This window comes from Arcanobacterium pluranimalium (assembly GCF_016907845.1).
Classification (GTDB): Bacteria; Actinomycetota; Actinomycetes; order Actinomycetales; family Actinomycetaceae; genus Arcanobacterium_A; species Arcanobacterium_A pluranimalium.
Genome location: NZ_JAFBCS010000001.1, coordinates 1,466,906 through 1,486,070, shown reverse-complemented (window position 1 = coordinate 1,486,070; position 19,165 = coordinate 1,466,906). Strand labels below are relative to the sequence as shown.

The 19,165-nt window shown below is 49.1% G+C and carries 20 protein-coding genes and 1 riboswitch; all 20 genes read left to right on the top strand.

Features of this window, described 5'->3' with window-relative positions; genetic code table 11:
- The 20 genes from mltG to JOD55_RS06350 all read left to right on the top strand — a co-directional run bounded on the left by mltG (nucleotide 1) and on the right by JOD55_RS06350 (nucleotide 19,164).
- Nucleotides 1-1,128, top strand: coding sequence for an endolytic transglycosylase MltG (gene mltG / locus JOD55_RS06445; RefSeq protein ID WP_204399223.1), 1,128 nt, complete (start codon nucleotides 1-3; stop codon nucleotides 1,126-1,128).
- Nucleotides 1,129-1,145: 17 nt separating this feature from the next.
- Nucleotides 1,146-1,994, top strand: a complete 849-nt coding sequence (locus tag JOD55_RS06440) for a shikimate dehydrogenase family protein (RefSeq protein WP_204399222.1) — start codon at nucleotides 1,146-1,148, stop codon at nucleotides 1,992-1,994.
- A gap of 113 nt (nucleotides 1,995-2,107) precedes the next feature.
- Entirely contained in the window at nucleotides 2,108-2,737 is a 630-nt protein-coding gene (locus JOD55_RS06435; RefSeq protein ID WP_204399221.1) for a hypothetical protein, read from the top strand.
- A gap of 45 nt (nucleotides 2,738-2,782) precedes the next feature.
- Nucleotides 2,783-3,997: a chorismate synthase gene (aroC, locus tag JOD55_RS06430; protein ID WP_204399220.1), complete on the top strand. Its 1,215-nt coding sequence runs from the start codon at nucleotides 2,783-2,785 to the stop codon at nucleotides 3,995-3,997.
- Nucleotides 3,997-5,577, top strand: coding sequence for a 3-dehydroquinate synthase (gene aroB, locus JOD55_RS06425; RefSeq protein ID WP_204399219.1), 1,581 nt, complete (start codon nucleotides 3,997-3,999; stop codon nucleotides 5,575-5,577). The genes aroC and aroB overlap by 1 nt, the downstream gene beginning before the upstream one ends.
- The gene (locus JOD55_RS06420) at nucleotides 5,574-6,137 is read left to right on the top strand and encodes a nucleoside/nucleotide kinase family protein (protein WP_204399218.1); all 564 of its coding nucleotides are present in this window, start codon (nucleotides 5,574-5,576) and stop codon (nucleotides 6,135-6,137) included. The genes aroB and JOD55_RS06420 overlap by 4 nt, the downstream gene beginning before the upstream one ends.
- 137 nt (nucleotides 6,138-6,274) lie before the next feature.
- Nucleotides 6,275-6,832, top strand: a complete 558-nt coding sequence (gene efp, locus JOD55_RS06415) for an elongation factor P (RefSeq protein WP_204399217.1) — start codon at nucleotides 6,275-6,277, stop codon at nucleotides 6,830-6,832.
- Between the two features lie 20 nt (nucleotides 6,833-6,852).
- The gene (gene nusB / locus JOD55_RS06410; RefSeq protein ID WP_204399216.1) at nucleotides 6,853-7,374 is read left to right on the top strand and encodes a transcription antitermination factor NusB; all 522 of its coding nucleotides are present in this window, start codon (nucleotides 6,853-6,855) and stop codon (nucleotides 7,372-7,374) included.
- A gap of 198 nt (nucleotides 7,375-7,572) precedes the next feature.
- Nucleotides 7,573-7,884 carry an integration host factor, actinobacterial type gene (mihF, locus tag JOD55_RS06405; RefSeq protein WP_204399215.1) on the top strand — a complete coding sequence of 104 codons (312 nt, stop codon included), beginning with the start codon at nucleotides 7,573-7,575 and terminating at the stop codon, nucleotides 7,882-7,884.
- Nucleotides 7,885-7,964: 80 nt separating this feature from the next.
- Nucleotides 7,965-8,531, top strand: coding sequence for a guanylate kinase (gmk, locus tag JOD55_RS06400; RefSeq protein WP_204399214.1), 567 nt, complete (start codon nucleotides 7,965-7,967; stop codon nucleotides 8,529-8,531).
- 52 nt (nucleotides 8,532-8,583) lie between these two features.
- Nucleotides 8,584-8,850: a DNA-directed RNA polymerase subunit omega gene (gene rpoZ, locus JOD55_RS06395; RefSeq protein WP_204399213.1), complete on the top strand. Its 267-nt coding sequence runs from the start codon at nucleotides 8,584-8,586 to the stop codon at nucleotides 8,848-8,850.
- Nucleotides 8,847-10,184: a bifunctional phosphopantothenoylcysteine decarboxylase/phosphopantothenate--cysteine ligase CoaBC gene (coaBC, locus tag JOD55_RS06390; RefSeq protein ID WP_338022213.1), complete on the top strand. Its 1,338-nt coding sequence runs from the start codon at nucleotides 8,847-8,849 to the stop codon at nucleotides 10,182-10,184. Before rpoZ ends, coaBC begins: the two co-directional genes overlap by 4 nt.
- A 60-nt stretch (nucleotides 10,185-10,244) precedes the next feature.
- Nucleotides 10,245-11,438 (top strand): methionine adenosyltransferase, encoded by a 1,194-nt coding sequence (metK, locus tag JOD55_RS06385; protein WP_204399211.1) that lies wholly within the window; start codon nucleotides 10,245-10,247, stop codon nucleotides 11,436-11,438.
- Nucleotides 11,439-11,497: 59 nt separating this feature from the next.
- Entirely contained in the window at nucleotides 11,498-13,597 is a 2,100-nt protein-coding gene (locus tag JOD55_RS06380) for a primosomal protein N' family DNA-binding protein (protein ID WP_204399210.1), read from the top strand.
- 98 nt (nucleotides 13,598-13,695) lie between these two features.
- The gene (gene fmt, locus JOD55_RS06375; RefSeq protein ID WP_204399209.1) at nucleotides 13,696-14,634 is read left to right on the top strand and encodes a methionyl-tRNA formyltransferase; all 939 of its coding nucleotides are present in this window, start codon (nucleotides 13,696-13,698) and stop codon (nucleotides 14,632-14,634) included.
- Nucleotides 14,631-16,073 carry a transcription antitermination factor NusB gene (locus JOD55_RS06370; protein ID WP_204399208.1) on the top strand — a complete coding sequence of 481 codons (1,443 nt, stop codon included), beginning with the start codon at nucleotides 14,631-14,633 and terminating at the stop codon, nucleotides 16,071-16,073. The genes fmt and JOD55_RS06370 overlap by 4 nt, the downstream gene beginning before the upstream one ends.
- A 57-nt stretch (nucleotides 16,074-16,130) precedes the next feature.
- A complete protein-coding gene (gene rpe, locus JOD55_RS06365) occupies nucleotides 16,131-16,796 on the top strand; it encodes a ribulose-phosphate 3-epimerase (protein ID WP_204399207.1) in 666 nt (221 codons plus the stop codon).
- A gap of 93 nt (nucleotides 16,797-16,889) precedes the next feature.
- A riboswitch (FMN riboswitch) is annotated at nucleotides 16,890-17,019 on the top strand.
- A gap of 72 nt (nucleotides 17,020-17,091) precedes the next feature.
- Nucleotides 17,092-17,850 (top strand): ABC transporter permease, encoded by a 759-nt coding sequence (locus tag JOD55_RS06360; protein WP_204399206.1) that lies wholly within the window; start codon nucleotides 17,092-17,094, stop codon nucleotides 17,848-17,850.
- A gap of 8 nt (nucleotides 17,851-17,858) precedes the next feature.
- The gene (locus tag JOD55_RS06355) at nucleotides 17,859-18,866 is read left to right on the top strand and encodes an ABC transporter substrate-binding protein (protein WP_204399205.1); all 1,008 of its coding nucleotides are present in this window, start codon (nucleotides 17,859-17,861) and stop codon (nucleotides 18,864-18,866) included.
- 34 nt (nucleotides 18,867-18,900) lie between these two features.
- Nucleotides 18,901-19,164 carry a phosphoribosyl-ATP diphosphatase gene (locus tag JOD55_RS06350; protein WP_420827027.1) on the top strand — a complete coding sequence of 88 codons (264 nt, stop codon included), beginning with the start codon at nucleotides 18,901-18,903 and terminating at the stop codon, nucleotides 19,162-19,164.
- Nucleotide 19,165: the final 1 nt, after the last annotated feature.

Sequence of the window (19,165 nt, the reverse complement as noted above, 5' to 3'; positions counted from 1 at the left end):
ATGACTGATTTCTTTGCTGGTCACGATAACGAAATGGAAGATAAGAGTCGCATTGCGAATAAGAAAAAGCGCACTAGACGGCGTCGAGTGTGTTCCGCTGCTTTTCTTGCATTAACGACAGGTCTTGTTGTTTTCGCAGGAGTTGTCTCGTGGCCGTATGTCAGTGCGATGTTCTCCAGTTCATCTGAAGAAGATTTTACTGGTTCTGGCACGGAGTCAGTGGTAATCACCATTCCAAAGGGAGCCTCTGGTACGGCAATCGGCAAGATTCTCAAGGATAAAGGCGTTGTTGCTTCTGAAACGGCTTTTGTGGAGGCATTTAATGCGAATCCACGCTCGGGTTCAATTCAGCCAGGAAGCTATGCGCTCAAAAAGAAGATGTCTGGCGCGGATGCAGTTGCTGCATTACTCGATCCGGCTAGTAAAGCCGAAATTAAAGTGACTATTCCAGAGGGTTTCACTGTCAAACAGATGAAAGACCGCCTGGTCAATGTGCTTGGAGTTGAGAAAGCAGACGTCGATAAAGCGGTTGCGGATGCAGCAGGAATAGGCCTGCCTGCCGAAGCACAGGGCAACCTTGAAGGCTGGATCTCTCCATTAACCTACACTTTCGCTCCAGGTACGAGCGCACATGATGCTATTAAACAGATGGTTGCCAAGCGCGTGAAAGAACTTGAGGACTTAGGAATTCCTCGGCAGCAATGGCAGCGCCAAATTATCATTGCGTCAATTATTGAACGTGAAGTGAACTGGTCGGATCATTACGCACAAGTTGCTCGAGTGGTAGAGAACCGTCTTAACGACAAGTCCCAAGTACATGGGTATCTGCAGATGGATTCTACTGTGATGTATGGCGTTGGTAAGACTTCGGGTATCCCAACGAACGCGGATATTCAAAACGATAATCCGTATAACACATACAAGCATCCTGGTCTGCCAGCTGGACCAATCTCTATTCCTTCTATTGATGCCATTAAGGCTACGGTGAATCCACCGGCAGGAAATTGGTTGTACTTCGTGACCGTCAATCTTGATACAGGTGAGACGAAATTTTCTTCTACGCTTGAAGAACACAACAAAAACGTTCAAGAATTCCGGCAGTGGTATGCCGAGCATAAGAAGAAGTAAAAGAATCGATTGGTGCCATGGCAAGCGAACTTAAACACGCAGGTGTAGTTGGCGATCCTATCAATCATTCGATGTCTCCAATCTTGCATAATGCCGGTGGAGAATATGCAAGTTTTGAACGGTATCGCGTCCAAAAAGGGCAATTGCGGAGCTTTTTGGAGAATTTGGATACTTCATGGGCTGGATTGGCCGTGACTATGCCCCTCAAACAGGAGGCTCTTGCTGTTTGCGACGTCGTAGACGGTTTGGCCAAAGGCGTAGGATCAGTTAATACGCTGGTGATTCAACCTACTGGTAGCAGTTCGCTGTGCGTTGGCTTTAATACTGATGTGGCTGGGATCGTGCGAGCCGTTCGCGAATGTGCAGCTGAGCGCGGCGTTTTTTCTAAGGTGCTCATTTTAGGTTCGGGAGCGACGGCGAGTTCGGCGCTAGCAGCCGCAATCGAACTAGGTGCGCAGCGCGTGCGAGTATGCGCGCGACGCCAGGCTGGCTCCGGCGTCTTTATGGCTGCTCACAGGCTCAATATTGACTTGGAAACAGGATCAATCGCGCAAGCTGCACAGGAAATACAGCAAGCAGATTTAGTGATTTCTACGTTACCTGCTCATGTGGCTGATCCGATCGCTGATGAGCTAACGCAGTGTGCCGCTGTGATCAATGCGGCCGTCTTAGACGTTGCTTATGATCCGTATCCGAGCAGGTTATCGAGTGCTGTGGAAAAACTTGGTGGAACCGTGGTGCCAGGTTGGCTCATGCTTTTACACCAGGCTATTGATCAAATTCGGCTATTTAATGGGGATTTGGCCAAGGAAGAAGCGATGCGTGAGGCACTTGCCGAACAGTTGCGGTGGCGCGCAATTGGATAACGTTATTAGTACGATCTTTTGGAGCTTGTCCACACTTAGGTGAAACGTAAGGCTTTTCCCCAGGCGCTGCGCTGATGAGAACTCTGCACCCGGTATTTGCATAGCGTTAAAGTATGAAAAATCATACTGTATCTAGCGCGACGCTGGGAGTTTTTAGACCCGAAATATTGGCACTCTTTTGCGCTGCGTCCTATTTGCTGTGTCTTGGTATTGGCATGTACGGGGGATGGACGTTCCTTGAAGCCAGTATTCTTGGAGCTGTATTTGTGCCACTATTTGTTAATGCTGTTGTGGATTTTTGTACTTTTCGCCTCGTAGTGGCGTGGTCGCAGCTTGCTCTAGCTATCACATGTATCTGGATTTCATATCAGGTATATGTCGGCCTACAGGTAAAGAACCTGGCTGTGTCGATGTTTTTAGGTTTTGCGTCCGTGATCTTGGTGTGCTTGCCAGCCTTGCTTCAAAGGAACGGATTGCACCGTGGATCGGAATTTTTCTTAGGCAGTGGAGATATACGATTACTGCTCTTACTGGCTGTGCTCATGGCATCTGAGCAGCAATTGTGGATACTCCCAGTGATTTTCTTTTCGTCGCTATGTGCGCTAGTAGTGTTTGGAGTAAATCGATTTTGCGAAGCTCGAATCCCAGGAGTGAATGGATTTCGCCTTGCTTTTGGTCCGATCATCATTCTTTGTGCGTGGATCGTTATGTACATCGCGGTACCGATAACGCGTCTCACGTAACGATTGAAAACGAATTGTGTCGGTGAGCATGGCACAATATTTACTATGATGCGTTGGAGTACTGCAGGTGAATCACATGGGCCGGCTTTAATTGCCCTTTTCGAAGGCATGCCAGCGGGTGTGCACGTTTCGTCGAGCGACGTCGAAAGCGCACTGGCTCGTCGTCGTCATGGCTATGGGCGAGGAACGAGACAGAAATTTGAACAGGACTCGCTGCAGATTCTCTCCGGTGTGCGCCATGGAGTTACGCTCGGCTCTCCAATTGCTCTTCAAATCGGAAATTCTGAGTGGCCTAAATGGCAAACTGTAATGAGCGCAGACCCGGTAGATCCAAGCGATCTTCTCATTGACGCTGGGACGGGCGATGAACGAGAAGTTGCTCGGAATAAAAAACTCACCAAGCCACGCCCTGGGCATGCAGACCTTATTGGTATGAACAAGTATGGTTTCGACGACGCTCGAAACGTACTCGAACGCGCTTCAGCACGCGAAACAGCGGCACGAGTGGCTTTGGGCTGCCTGGCATCGCGTTACCTAGCACAAGTTGCAGATATTGGGATCGTCTCACATGTGGTGCAAATCGGGTCACAAAAAGCTGAACGTGGTGAGTATGTACCGCAATTGGGCGATCGAGAAGCGCTTGATCAATCAGATGTGCGCACATTAAATCCTGATCTTGCCACAAAATTCCGACGTGAGATCGATGAAGCTCAAGCTGCAGGAGATACGCTCGGAGGAGTGGTTGAAGTCATCGCCTATGGCGTGCCGCAAGCTTTGGGTACTTACTGTGTTGATGAACAGCGGTTGGACGCACAAATTGCTGCCGCAATGATGTCGATTCAATCTGTGAAAGGTGTTGAAATCGGCGATGGCTTCGAGTCTGCTGGCAGGCGCGGTAGTTGCGCTCATGATGAGATAACTCGCGGTGAGACACGGCTTTTGCGGCTTTCAAACAGGGCCGGGGGTATTGAGGGCGGAATGTCTAATGGTGAGCCAATCGTGGTGCGTGTGGCATTAAAGCCTATTTCGACTGTGCCGCACGCCTTGCGCACAATCGACACTTGCACCGGAGAAGCGACGCGCGCGCTACATCAGCGATCGGATACAACTGCGGTAGTCCCAGCGGCAACTATCGCTGAAGCAATGCTGGCATTAGTGCTCGCTCAGGCACTCAACGACAAGTTTGGTGGCGATAGTGTTACAGAGACGCAGCGCAACCTTTCAGCATGGCAAGCAGCAATTCCGGAGGTGCGGAGATAGTGACACCTCGTGCAGTGCTTATTGGAATGCCTGGAGCCGGAAAGTCTACGGTAGGGCGGCTACTTGCAGAACGCTTGCGAGTTCCTTTCGTCGATTCAGATGCACTCATACGCCAGAAAACTAAGCGTAATATCAGTGATATCTTTCTTGAAGATGGCGAGGTAGTTTTTCGGCGCATTGAGGCAGATATTATTCAACGTGCATTACGAGAGTTCACTGGTGTGCTTTCGCTTGGTGGTGGTGCGGTTTTGGACGAAAGCACTCGTTTAGCTCTCAAAGCTTCACCAGTGTTTTTTATCGATGCCTCTGACGAAATTCTGATCCAGCGAATCACTCATTCACGCACCGTGCGCCCACTCCTGCAGAGCGATCCTGCAACAGGCATAAAACGCCTGCGTGCCGAGCGCTTGGATATCTACCAGAATCTGGCAACTCACACATTTTTTTCTGATACTAAGCCTGTTTCGCACGTCGTCAACGATGTTTACCAAGCCCTCACAAGTGCAGAACGCACAGTTGAGGTGCAGGGGAGCGAGCCATATTCGGTCTACATTGGCTCGCATCTCTTGCCGCGTCTAATTAGCCAGGTAAATCGTTTTAAGTCGGCGATGATCGTATGTGCACCAGATGTCATTGAGCTTGGGGCGCGAGTCCATACAATGCTTCGTGATATGGGGATGCCTGCGTATTTATACGAAGTTCCACGCGCTGAAGAAGCCAAAGATGTAGGAGTGGTGGCGCGAGCGTGGGAGATCGCAGGCGAAAATCGTATCGGGCGTGACGGCGTCGTGATCGGAATTGGCGGTGGTGCAACCACTGATTTGGCTGGTTTTATTGCCGCGACGTGGTTGCGAGGTATCGCAGTTATTCAGATGCCGACGACCCTGCTCGGAATGGTGGACGCGGCAGTTGGTGGTAAAACTGGAATCAATACGCGCCACGGGAAGAATCTGGTGGGTGCCTTTTATCCACCTCATTCGGTTTTATGCGACGTCGAGAGTTTAAAAACGCTTCCTTATGAGGATTTATTGGCTGGATTTGGCGAAATTATCAAATGCGGATTTATCGCTGATATCGACATCCTCAATACGATCGCCCAGTATGGAAAGACGGCGGTGGACGCTCGGCATCCGGCTTTGATTGAGCTTATCGAGATGGCAGTGGCGGTCAAAGCGCGAGTTGTTGGTCAAGATTTGAAAGAGTCTGGTCTGCGCGAAATTCTCAATTATGGGCATACTCTCGCGCACGCGATTGAACTCGCGCAAGATTATAACTATCGGCACGGTTATGCGGTGGCGATTGGATGCGTTTTTGCTGCGGCTTTGGCTGAGGCAGAGGGGATTGCCACGCCAGGATTTGCTGACTTCCATCGAAATGCTTTCGCGAGTGTGGGCTTGCCGGTGGAATATTGTGATGCTGATGCCAAAGCTTTGGTTGCATCGATGTACTCGGATAAGAAAGTGCGTGCTCACCAGCTGCGCTTTGTAGTGCTTGCCGATATTGCACAGCCGCAGATCCTCACGGAACCCGCGCAAGAGTCCTTAGAATTTGCATTTTCCATGATTGGGATTGACGCATGAGTGTGGTGTTTCTTGTTGGCTCTCCAGGAACTGGGAAAAGCGTTGTTGCAGCTGAATTAGGTGAACGCGGTTGGCTCATTGCAGATATTGACGCAATTTTAGAGAGCGCACAGCGTCCATCGCAGGAATTCATTTTGAGCGGTGAGCTTTCTGAGTTGCGTAGTTATTATCGAAATATTTTTGACACTCTTGTGCGCGATATCAGGAATTTCCCGCGAGACGATTACGTCGTCGTTTTGCCTGCACAACTGCTCTATGACGACGACGGCGTGGCGGCCGATTCGCATGTGAGGCAAACGCTAGCCGATTTGCGAAAGGAATCGAGGCTGGAACTGGGCGTTTACGTAGTTGGTCTCACTGCAAGTATTTCAAAACTCATGCTCAGAAATGGGATGCTTGGAAATCGGGGGATAAATCCGGTGCTACCTCGCAAAAATTTGCGCGAGCTCAATGGCAGGTTTGAAGCTGTTGTGAAAGAACTAGCCACGCTGATTATTGATACATCGAGTGTATCTGTTGTTGATGTGGCGGACGAGATTGAAAAGTTTTGCCGCAATTGAGTGCGCTAGTTTTCTCTCGATCTAGACGTTATTCGGCACTCATTTTCAGGTCTTTATGCCACATTTGGCAGGGAAACAGGTATTCTAGAAAAGGAATTTTTCAGCTTGCGCTCATGCGCATAATAGTTAGGAATCACATGGCTACAACCAATGATCTCAAGAATGGCATGGTGCTCAAGATCGACAATCAGCTCTGGCAGGTCGTCGAATTCCAGCATGTGAAGCCAGGAAAAGGTCCGGCATTTGTGCGCACAAAGCTCAAGAATGTGCTTTCGGGAAAGAATGTCGATAAGACTTTCAACGCTGGCGTAAAAGTGGAAACTGCAACTGTTGATCGTCGCGATATGCAGTACCTCTACAATGACGGTTCAGACTACATTTTTATGGATCTTGAATCCTACGAGCAGCTTCCGATCTCAGCTGAGATCGTTGGCGATGCTAAGAACTTCATGCTGGAAAATCAGAGTGTTGTTGTGGCAACTAACGAGGGCGTTGTGCTGTTCATTGAATTGCCGTCGTCGGTGATCTTGGAAGTGGCACACACCGAGCCTGGCTTGCAAGGAGATCGTTCGAACGCTGGCACCAAGCCTGCAACTTTGGAAACGGGTTACGAGATTCAGGTTCCGCTCTTCGTCGAAGAGGGCGTGAAGATTAAAGTTGACACCCGCAGCGGTGAATACATCAACCGCGCCTGAGCTCGGGAAGTTGACTTCAAGTGAGTAAAAAACATGTGAATCCAAAGCGCAAAGGGCGATCTTTGCAGCGGCAACGAGCACTTGACGTCCTCTTTGAGGCTGATACGCGTTCGGTCGCGGTTTCGGATTTGGCACAGTTGCTTGCTGAGCGCAAAGTCGTTTCGACAGCTCAACAACCGATCGGCGACTATGGCGTGACGCTTGTAGAGACGTATATCGAGTGGTCGGAAGAAATCGATTCAATTATCGATGCCGCTTCGCCGGCGTGGGCATTGGATCGAATGAGTGGCGTTGATCGAAACCTTTTGCGTCTTGGCGCTGCTGAAATTATGTATCTGGATGTTGATGTTCCAGTTGTGGTACATGAGATGACGGCTCTGGCGCGAGATTTCTCAACCGATAAAGCAGTTGGTTTTATTATGGGCGTGCTCAACCGAGTGGCTGAGATTTATCAGCTTGAGCGTTCGGGCTTAGCCTCCAATAAAGCTGACATTTCGGACGAAAGTGTTGAAAACTCGGCTCAGAATCCGGAATTTGCCTAGAAATCATGAAAAAACACTGAAAATAACGCACCTCTGAGCAGGGCTTGTGCAATAATAAAGTTGCACAAGCCCTGTTAGTACTTACAGTGTTAGAAACTGGTAGGTATTGATAGGGCGACCGCAAGTACGATTTCTATTCGAATGTAATGGTTAGAAATCGGACCGATAATTAGTTAATGCACTATCAAGGAGGTAGTGATGGCCCTTCCAACCCTTACTGCAGAGCAGCGCAAGGTAGCACTCGAAAAGGCGGCTGTCGTTCGCCAGAAGCGCGCTGAACTTAAGAAGAATCTTAAGGACGGCTCGGTGAAGCTTTCTGACGTAATCAAGAAAGCAAAGTCAGATGATATCGCTGGCAAGCTCAAGGTTTCTGCTCTGCTTATGTCGATGCCAGGCATTGGTCAAGCAAAGGCTAAGGCAATCATGGATCAGATCGGCATCTCTGAGTCTCGTCGTGTGGCAGGTCTTGGACCACACCAAGCAGAAGCTCTCATCGAACTCTTCAAGTGATGTGAATCCCATCTAATTAAGTCAAGCTCAGAAAATATTTCTGAGCTTGACTTATTTTCATTCCAAGCGAAAATTGAAACATGACTAAAAATCAAGGATCAGCGTACGTCGTATGCGGGCCTACCGCAGTTGGTAAAGGTACGGTACTCAAAGAGGTTTTTCGCAAAGGAGCTAATCTTTGGTATTCGGTCTCCGCTACCACGCGTCCGGCGCGTCCGGGCGAGATTGACGGCAAAGATTATTTTTTCGTCAGTAATCAAGAATTTGATGAGCTAGTGAATTCGGGCGAAATGCTTGAATGGGCGGTGGTGCATAAGATCCACCGTTATGGAACGCCGCGTAAGCCGGTTGAAAAGGCAATCGCAGAGGGAAAAATAGTAATACTCGAAGTGGATTTAGACGGCGCACGTCAAATTCGCAAAACGATGCCCGAAGTCAAGCAAATCTTCATCGCCCCGCCGTCGTGGGAAGAACTCAAAGCGAGACTGATTGGTCGTGCAACAGAGTGTGAAGAGGAACAGTCCCGTCGGCTAGAAACGGCGAAAATCGAGCTGGAAGCACAAGGTGAGTTTGACGTCGTCGTCGTGAACGAATCAGTGGCAGATGCCACCGAAAAAATTCTGCATATTTTAGGAATTTCAGAGTAGAATGAGGCAGTGCACATTCTGTGCCTGAAATATGATTGTATGAGAGGTCTACATGTTCGGAACTAAGCCAAATCCCGAGGGAATCACCAAGCCAGCGATCGATGATTTGTTGAGCAAGGTGGACTCGAAGTACACTCTCGCGGTATTTGGAGCTTTGCGCGCCCGCCAGATTAACTCATATCGTCAGGAAATGAAGTCTGGCGATGGAAATATTACTCAGGTAGGTCCGCTTGTACCATCAGCTCCTGAAGATAAGCCGCTGTCTTTGGCGCTTGAAGAAATTGCAGAAGATAAGCTAAACCTCACGTACGGCGAATGATGAAGAATCTTTCACAGGCCTCTCATAGCGACATGAGGGGCCTGCGCCATACCAACAGTAAAAATATTGTTGTTGGTGTGACGGGAGGAATTGCGGCCTATAAATCGGCGCAACTGGTGCGGCTGCTCAAAAAAGCTGGGCATAATGTGCATGTTGTGCCTACTCATGCCGCCCTCAAAATGGTTGGCAAAACGACTTTCGAAGCTTTGAGTGGCAATTCGGTTTATGTTGACGTCGAAGAGCATGCTTACGACGTCGTGCACGTCAATACCGGCCAACAGGCAGATTTGGTGGTTATTGCGCCAGCTACGGCTCATACCTTGGCAAAACTGGCAACGGGTTTAGCGGATAATTTATTGACCGCTACAGTCCTTGTGGCAACGTGCCCGATAGTGGTAGCGCCTGCAATGCACACCGAAATGTGGAATAACGCCGCTACCCAAAAGAATATATCGGTGCTGGCTGAGCGTGGATTTCATTTCGTTGGCCCAGTGGAAGGGGCTTTGACTGGTCCGGATTCGGGTATCGGACGCATGAGCGAACCCGAAGATATTTTCCATGCTTGCGAACAGCTTCTTGAAGATATGAGTGACAATCGGGCGGAATTCAAGCAAGGGGAGTTGCCTAATTCGCAGGTAGAAACCGTGCAGCGCCTTTCACTACGTGGAAAAACTGTAGTTATTAGCGGTGGCGGCACGCGTGAGCCGATTGATTCGGTGCGCTATATTTCGAATAAGTCATCCGGTGCAATGGCGGTGGCCATAGCAAATGCAGCAGCCGATGCTGGGGCTAAGGTCGAATTGGTGGCAGCCAATATCGAAGCGTCCAGATTGCTCGCTCTTGCTCCCTCGGTTGCAGTGCGAAATGTTACGACTGCTCGTGAACTTGCCACACAGATGCAGGACTTGGCGCTGAGCGCCGATGTGTTAGTGATGGCAGCTGCGGTGAGCGACTATCGTGTGGAGAATCCGAGCAGCTCGAAAATTAAACGACACAGCGATACTATCACGCTCAATTTGGTGAAGAATCCAGACATCTTGGCTGACCTCGCACACAACCGGCGTCGCAAGGATCAAATAATCGTGGGATTTGCTGCGGAAACGGGCAATTCAGACGCGAGTTATTTGGAACTGGGAATTGAGAAAGCGCGGCGCAAGAATGCTGACCTGCTCGCAATAAACCTTGTGGGAGACGAACACGGCTTTGGCGATGTCGATACCAAGCTCACCGTCGTCGACCGTCATGGAAATGTGCAAGGCGAGTTTATGGGCGATAAACGGCACGTTGCTCGCGATTTAATCGTGGTCATTACCTCATTAGTCAATGGCGAATAATCGCTCGTTACCACGTAAAATTAACATCAGAAGTATTGATTAGATAGAACAGAGATTGCTGTGGTGTACCAACCTTTTACCTCGGAGTCAGTAACAGAAGGTCATCCTGATAAGGTTTGTGATCGTATTTCAGATACGATTTTGGATGCGATTTTGCAACAGGATCCCCATGCGCGTGTGGCGGTCGAGACTGCTGTTACCACGGGATTAGTACACGTTCTGGGTGAGGTTACGACTCATGCGTACGTCGAAATTCCACAGCTTGTTCGCGATACTTTGAAAGATATTGGCTACACGTCGTCCCGGATTGGATTTGATGCCGATTCTTGCGGCATTTCGATTTCAATCGGCTCGCAGTCTCCTGATATTGCTGACTCGGTGGACACCTCGTTGGAAGTTCGCACCTCGAAAGACGCGGACCCACTAGATCGACAGGGAGCTGGTGACCAGGGACTTATGTTCGGTTACGCTTCCAATGAGACGGATGTGTTCATGCCACTTCCGATCCATTTATCACATCGCCTTGCGGAGCGTTTGGCTTTTGTGCGCAAGAATGGTCTTGTGGAAGGCTTGCGACCGGACGGCAAGACGCAAGTTACAATCAATTACGACGATGCCGGAGTGCCGGTTGGCATTGATACCGTAGTGGTCTCTTCGCAGCATGACGAAGATATTGACCAGGCAGATTTGCATAACCTAGTGACTGATCACGTTATTGCCCCAGTTCTTAAGGCAGAGGCCGGAGAACTGTTCACTGGCGATACGAGGGTGTTAGTTAATCCATCAGGACGGTTCGTGGTGGGCGGCCCGATGGGCGATGCTGGCTTGACTGGACGAAAGATTATTGTGGATACCTATGGTGGGGTAGCACGTCACGGAGGCGGCGCTTTTTCCGGCAAGGATCCATCAAAAGTTGATCGTTCGGCTGCCTATGCAGCTCGGTGGGTGGCCAAGAATGTTGTGGCTGCTGGGTTAGCTGATCGCTGTGAGCTTCAGGTCGCTTATGCAATCGGACAGGCACATCCAGTTTCGGTTCGGCTTGAAACATTTGGCACTGAGCAGACGGATGTGCAAGCGATTACTCGAGCTGTGAAGAAAGTATTTGATTTGCGTCCAGCTGCTATTATTCGTGACCTCAATCTACTTCGACCGATTTATTCTGCAACTGCTGCTTATGGTCATTTTGGTAGGGAACTTGAGGAATTTAGGTGGGAAAAGACGGATAGAGTTTCTGATCTTCTCGCTGCTTTTTAGCTCACATCGCGTTGCACTGGCTATGTTTTTTGGCAGGAGCAATGTGGTTCAATTAGCTTATGGGAAAAGAGCAAGGTGATTTTGGAGATGGGCAGCTGTTAGGGCTGTCTGAACTTGGGCATCAAGAGGCTCTTTTGTCCATTTCTCCGGAATCGAAGCTGCTAAAAAGCGATTTTGAAAATCCGGTAGCACAAGTAGTTTTAGACGTGCCGGTTTTGCATATGGATCGCGTTTTTGACTATGAAATTCCGCAGAAGTTTTCAGATGTGAATGTGGGCGCGCGTGTTGTGGTCGATATTGGAGCACGCAAAGTTGATGGTTTTGTGGTTGGACGTAGCCAGTACACAACACATATGAATAAATTGCGGCCAATTCACCGCGTGGTATCTAATACCGCAGTTCTTCAACCGCAGATTCTAGATTTGGCTCGGCATATCGCCAATTCGCATCTATCTTCGCTCAATGACGTATTGCGTCTGGCGATCCCACAGCGGCATGCGCGAGCTGAACGAGATTTTTTTGAGCGCGGTGACGTGCCATTTCCTACGTGGGAATGTCCTGAATTACCTGCGGCGTTGACGCACTATGAGCACTATGAGCAGCTGTTGAAGCTTGGTAATATGCGGGTAGTTTCCTTAATGCACTTATTGGCAACTCATCGTGAGATTGATGTGCTTGAGTACGCCATCAAGGCGATACTCAGTAAAAATAAGAGTGTTTTGCTCATCGTGCCCACGCCGCGGCAAGCTCATGATCTCGCATTTAAGATTTCGCAAGTGTGTGCAGGCGAACCGGTAGCTGTTTCGACGTCTGAAGATGCACAAGAGCTCAGATATAAACACTTTCTTGCTGCGTTGTATGGGAAAACGCGTATTTTTATCGGCACGAGAAGTGCGGCGTGGGTTCCATTGCAAGATCTCGGCTTGATGGTTCTCATGGACGATTATCACGCGGCATATGTGGAAAAACGCAGTCCATACGTGCACGTCCGAGATGTTTTATTGCGGCGAAGTGAGCAAGAGAGTTCTTCTCTGTTGGTGCTTAATCATGGTCCCAGCTTAGCGATGAGGGTTGGGACTAAAAGCGCTGGCTATGCTATGTCTGGAACGCTTCAAGCACGACGCCGTTTTGGCCCGCAAATTATTGCAGCGAACCAGTTTGCTTACGAGGGTGCGCAATGGTCACGTATGCCTGATTCTGTCTTTAAAGTGATACGTGAGGGATTAGAAACAGGGCCTGTGCTCGTCGTCGTGCCACAAGCTGGGTATATGCCGATGCTTGCTTGCGCACGCTGCGCAGAGATTCCCAGATGCCCTGAATGTGAGGGAAACCTGGAAATTCCTGCTCCAGATGCGCGATTGAAGTGCCAACGATGCGCAAAAGAATATCCATCATTCAAATGTGAATCGTGCAATTTTACTAAAGTAAAGCCAATTAGGATTGGCTCACATCGTACGGCGCAGGAAATAGGAAAAGCTTTTCCAAGAGTGTCGATAAATCTCATTGGCATTCAAAACTATTCGCAAACGATTTCTGCTTCGTCGAAAATAGTTGTGTGCACTCCTGGGTATGAGCCGGTAGCGCAGGAGGGTTTTGCTGCTGCAGTGGTTTTAGACAGTGGATATTTGTTGCGCTCACGCAAACTGGAATCTGAATCTTATTTTTTACGTACACTGGCACGAATTGCGACGCGGGTAAAAACGCGCTCATCTGGCGGAAAGATGCTCATCGTTGGGGACGTCGATAGTACTTTGATTGACACTATCGGAAAATGGGATTTCGAGCAGTGGGAAAATCAAACGTTAACGGAAAGAGAACAACTTCGGCTTCCGCCGTCGCATTCGTGGATAGAAATCCGTGGGGGATGGGAAGAGATTAGGGTATTTTTGTCGCTGCTTCGCTCCTGGCAGCGAAAAGAGCAAGATGAAGAGAGTTTTCCTCCACTTGATTCGATTCTGTTGGGAGGTGTCACTGATCTCATTCCTGGCATCGCGATACTCGGACCAAACAAGATTGATAAAACTACGTCGCAAGTCTTTTTGCGAATTGAGAAGTCTCGCGAGGAAAATACATTCGCAGTAATGCGAACTGTGCTGAGGGAAGGTTCGATCAATGGAACAATTAAAGGACTTCAGATCATCACGCATCCACAATTATAAGAAATGGTCGCAGTCATAGACGCCACGTGAGCGGCGATAGTGATGTAAAAATCCTCAACGCCTTTGGCTAATAATAGAGAAAGAAATAGACTATTACTGTGCGTATATTATTTGCGGGAACACCAGATACGGCAGTTCCATCCCTTGTGAAGCTTCATGAAGAACACGAGGTACTCGCGGTCTTGACGCGGGCGCCTGCAAAAGTTGGACGAAAGCGTGAACTGCGCAATTCTCCAGTTCATGAAACTGCGCAAGAGCTCGGAATACCGGTACACACGCCCTCATCGTTGAAGGGGGCAGAAATCGAAGAATTGCTTGCTTCGTATGAGCCAGATGCTATTGCCGTGGTTGCCTATGGACTCCTTATTCCAAAGAATCTGCTTGAGTTGCCAAAACTGGGTTGGTTTAATTTGCATTTTTCGTTGTTGCCGCGCTGGCGTGGCGCTTCACCAGTGCAAGCTGCACTAGTAGCAGGGGACTCCACTACTGGAACTACTATTTTCAAAATTGATGCTGGCTTGGATACCGGCCCGATTGTGTCCAGTAAAGAGCGAGATATTCCGAGCGGTATTCACGCTGGCCACTTGCTGGAAATCTTGGCCTGCGAGGGGGCACAACATTTGAGTGAAGTTTTTGCTCAGTTGGCTGAAAATAATGTGGTATTGCACGAACAAGTGGGAGAAGCTACTTATGCAGGCTTACTACGTGCTCGTGACGGCGAAATTAACTGGCATCGTCCAGCTCACGATATTCTTAACCAAATCCGGGGTCTGAATCCTGAACCGGGTACTTGGTGCATGTTCAATGGGCAGCGGATTAAAATTCTGGGTGCAACGGTGTCTGAATCCCTTATCGAACCTGGAGTGATCGTTGCTGGAAAAGCAGTATTAATTGGCACTACCACGCAGGCTTTGGCATTGGATATGGTTGCACCGGCCGGTAAACGACCAATGGAAGCACAGGCGTGGGCGAGAGGGCTCAAAGGAGATCATCTCGTATTCGATACCTACTCAATGAACGAAGAACGAGATAAATGAGTAATTCACAACCGAAGAATTGGCGTCCTGGTAGGAGCTCATCAGATCCGGCTCGCGAAGTCGTCTTTGAAACGCTGCTAGCGGTTGCGCAAGATGATGCGTATGCAAACTTGGAACTCCCAAAAGCTATTAGGCGTGCACGGCTCAACAAGCAAGATGCAGCCTATGCCACTAATCTGTGCTACGGGACGCTGCGTTTTCAAGGAAGATGGGATGCGATCATCGCCCATGGCACGGCAGGGCGCAATTTAGATACTTTGGATTTGCCGGTCTTGGTGCTCCTGAGAATGGGCACACATCAACTATTAGGATTCGAGACTCCTGCGCATGCTGCTATTTATGAAACAGTGAAATTAGCGCGCAATCTCCTCGGTTCGGGAGCCTCTGGTTTTATTAACGCTGTGCTCCGTCGCGTATCTGAACGCACGCTCGCTCAATGGCAAGCGGTTCTTCATCAAGATTTTGGTGGGAAGACGTCGTCACTCGGATTTATCGCCACGTGGTTTTCACACCCTGAATGGATCGTGCGAGTCATCGCGAAGTCTTTGCTCGCAAATGGTCGTACCAATAAAGATGTGATAAGTGTGCTTAAAGCAGATAATGAGCCGGCAGATGTGTCGCTTGTGGCACGCGAAATCTCGATTGCTGATCTCACTCGTGACATCGAGCGCGGACACATGCACTGCTCCGCAGGAAAACTTGTGGATTCCGCCGTATTGCTGCGGGGCGGCGATCCGCATCGGGTTTTTGCGGTACAAGACTTGAAAGCCGGAGTTCAAGATGAAGGCTCGCAGTTGGTTGCGCGCACTTTTGCCCGAGCACCGATTGCAGGAAAAGATGAGCTTTGGCTCGATATGTGTGCAGGACCAGGAGGAAAAACTGCCACTCTTGCGGCTATTGCTGCTCAACGCGGGGTGAAGGTACACGCTAATGAACCTCATGAACACCGACTCGATCTTGTTCACAATGCGGTAGAGCCGTGGGACGATATTGTAGCTTTGCGTCTTGGTGACGGTCGAGATATCGGCGAGCTTGAGCCATTGGCCTATGATCGTGTGCTCGTCGACGCGCCGTGTACGGGGATTGGCGCGCTGCGGCGTCGTCCGGAAGCACGCTGGCGAAAAGCAGCAGGTGACGCAGTTGATTTAACTCATCTGCAGCTGGAACTCCTCGAATCTGCATGGAAAGCTGTGCGCGCGGGTGGAATTGTCGCTTATTCAACGTGTTCTCCTCATGTGGCAGAAACACACGATGTGATCGAAGCCTTTTTAGCAGCTCATGCTGATGCTGATCTGCTAGATGCTCCCGCTATTGCTGCAGCTGAAGCGAAGATAGGAAATTTGGGGCAGAACCGGCAGATTCAATTGTGGCCAGATCTGCATTTTTCGGATGCAATGTATATGGCGATCATTCACAAGAGTGAAGCCTCGGAATCGTGAAACCGTAGAATAGTGAAACTGCGGAATAAAGTACTCTAAACACGTTAGGATATGACTGTGGAAACGAGAATTAGCCCCTCCATTTTGAATTGCGATTTTTCAGATCTTAGGGGTGAGCTGAACAAGATTCGCAACGCGGATTGGGTGCACGTTGATGTGATGGACAATCACTTCGTGCCAAATCTTTCGCTTGGTTTACCTGTGGTGGAGTCCATTGTAGGGGTTTCGCCTATCCCAGTTGATTGCCATTTGATGATCGAAAATCCTGATGTGTGGGCGCCAAAATATGCTGAGGCTGGTGCGCAATCAGTGACGTTCCATGCTGAGGCGGCGAGTGCTCCACTTCGCCTGGCACGTGAATTGCGCAAACTCGATGTGCGGGCTGGGATTGCCTTGCGTCCTTCAACGCCTATTGAGCCTTATCTCGATATTCTCGATGAATTCGACATGATCCTGATTATGACGGTAGAACCGGGATTTGGCGGTCAGAAATTTATTGCATCGATGATGAATAAGTTGCGCAAAACACGCGAAGCTGTTGATAAAACGGGTCTCGATGTGTGGATTCAGGTCGACGGCGGTATCTCACGGCAAACGATAGAAATTGCCGCACAGGCCGGCGCAGATACGTTTGTGGCGGGTTCGGCTGTATATGCTGCGGAAGATGCTTATGAAGAAGTTGAACAGCTCCGGATTTTAGCTCAACAGCATCGCCACGCTTAAGTTCACAGTCGACTTAGAATCTACAGAGAATTTCTGCTTGTAGCTTGGTATTTCTTTTTCCTAACTTTTTGTGATATTAGTTGAAACTGTACAGAAGTGCTCCAGGGTCAGTGAAAGTCTGAACCGGCGGTGATAGTCCGCGACCCGCTTATCAGTTCGATTTGCGGTTGAAAAGGTGAAATTCCTTTACCGACGGTTAAAGTCCGGATGGGAGGCGCACGATATTGGCGAAGTTACTTCGCTTTTTTGTGGTCTGTTCCTGGTGCTCTATGGAAAATTGAGAAATGGAACTGCAATGCGCAAATATCGGTGGATCGCACCAATCATTTTTGGTCTCGTGCTGCTGGTATTGTGGACTTTCTTCACATCGACCAATGTGATTGGCGAATACGTTTTGCCAAGTCCACAGTCAATCCTTGCGCGATTGCTATCAGGATTAAATGAGGGATACCTCGTTAACTCCTTGTCACAAACGCTGATGGAGGCCGCATTAGGTTGCTTAATTGCAGCGCTTATCGGCATTCCACTAGGTTTTGCTATTGCTCATTTTGCCGTTTTCGGTGCCACCGTAGAGCCCTATTTGGCAGCGTCACAAGCTATTCCCGCTGTGGCAGTTGCTCCGTTGTTAGTTTCTTGGATTGGTTATGGCAGTGCCCCGATTATCGCTTTATGCGCGATTATGGTGGTGTTCCCGATTATCGTCAATACGGCGGTCGGTGTGCGGTCGCTGAACCAAGATCTTATTGGAGCTGCTCGTCTCGATGGTTGTAGCGGTTGGAATCTCGTATTAAAAATCGAGCTTCCATTGGCAGCACCAAGTATTATGGCAGGACTTCGTACCGGGTTCACACTTGCAATGACAGGCGCAGTAGTAGGCGAGATGGTTATCGGTGGTCAACGCGGACTCGGAATAGAGCTCGTTACCGCTCAGCATTTGAATGATACTCCGGCGATGTTCGCCACGATTGCCTTGTTATCGATTGTGGCTGTGGGCTTGTACTTAACTCTAAGAGCTGCCGAAATACGCGTTGTGCGGGCAGTCGCTGAAAGATAGGATCAGTCATGAAAAAACTAGGATCAATTCTCGCCGCACTCATGCTTGTCGTTGCGGGTTGTTCACAAACATCACAAGATACCACGCAAACGAGCCAGGATTCCCAATCGGCAACATTCACCTTAGGTTTAACCTATATTCCAGACGTTCAGTTTGCACCGGTGTATGTTGCGGAGAAAAAAGGTTATTTTAAAGAAGCTGGGTTGAACGTTACTTTGCGTCATCACGGAGCGCAGGAGAACCTTTTTGGCGCTTTGCAATCGGGCGATGAAGACATCGTCTTTGCTGGTGGTGATGAGATGATGCAAGCTCGTTCAACGGGAATCGACGTCGTGAACTGGGCAACAATGTATCAAAAGTACCCCGTGGTGGTGATCTCGCCAAAGGAATCCAGGATTGGCAAATGGTCTGATTTAGCAGGAAAGACGATCGGCTTGCCTGGACCTTATGGGGAAAACTACTTCGCTCTTTTGGCTGGTCTTGAACAACATGGTTTGAAAGGCAAAGTCAAGACAGAGTTTATTGGCTATACGCAAGCTGCAGCGTTGAAAGAAAAGAAAGTCGACGCCGTCGTGGGATTTGCGAATAACGATACTGTTTCACTGCAAAACGCAGGTATCGACGTTACTATGTTCGCCGTCGTCGACGCCGGGGAGCCTCCGCTGGTTGGGGTGGGATTCGGTTCGCTTGCGGAAAATATTCGCGCTGATGAGTACGCAAAGTTCCTCGCCGCTGTGCAGCGTGGTGTGGCCTATGCAGGAGCAAATCCACAAGAGACGCTCGATATCGTCACTGGGTATGTGCCATCTTTGAAAGATACACATCAGCGTGCTTTGGCGCAAAAAGTGCTTCAAGAGACGATAAAACTCTATGGAGACGGACAAAATTTTGGTGCGCAAAATCCACAAACCTGGACGGCTATGTCGGCATTTATGCAATCAACTGGGATTATCAAGAAATCGGTAGATGCAAAAGACGCTTATACCGAGACGGTTCTTAAGAAACGAAACAAGTAGTTCAAAAGTTTATATGCGGAGTAGGGTAATACTCGTGAAGAATTTTGATGATCTCTATGCAGAGTTAAAAGCAAAAGCTGAAGCGGCTGACCCAAATTCGAGAACTGTGAAAGAGCTCGAATCGGGCATACATTTCATTGGTAAAAAGATTGCTGAAGAGGCAGGCGAAGTTTGGATCGCTGCTGAATATCAGTCAGATGACGAGCTTGCAGAAGAAATTTCGCAGCTGATTTACCATGCACAAGTGATGATGATTGCTCGTGGTTTAACTCCAGACGATATTTATCGGTATCTCTAAA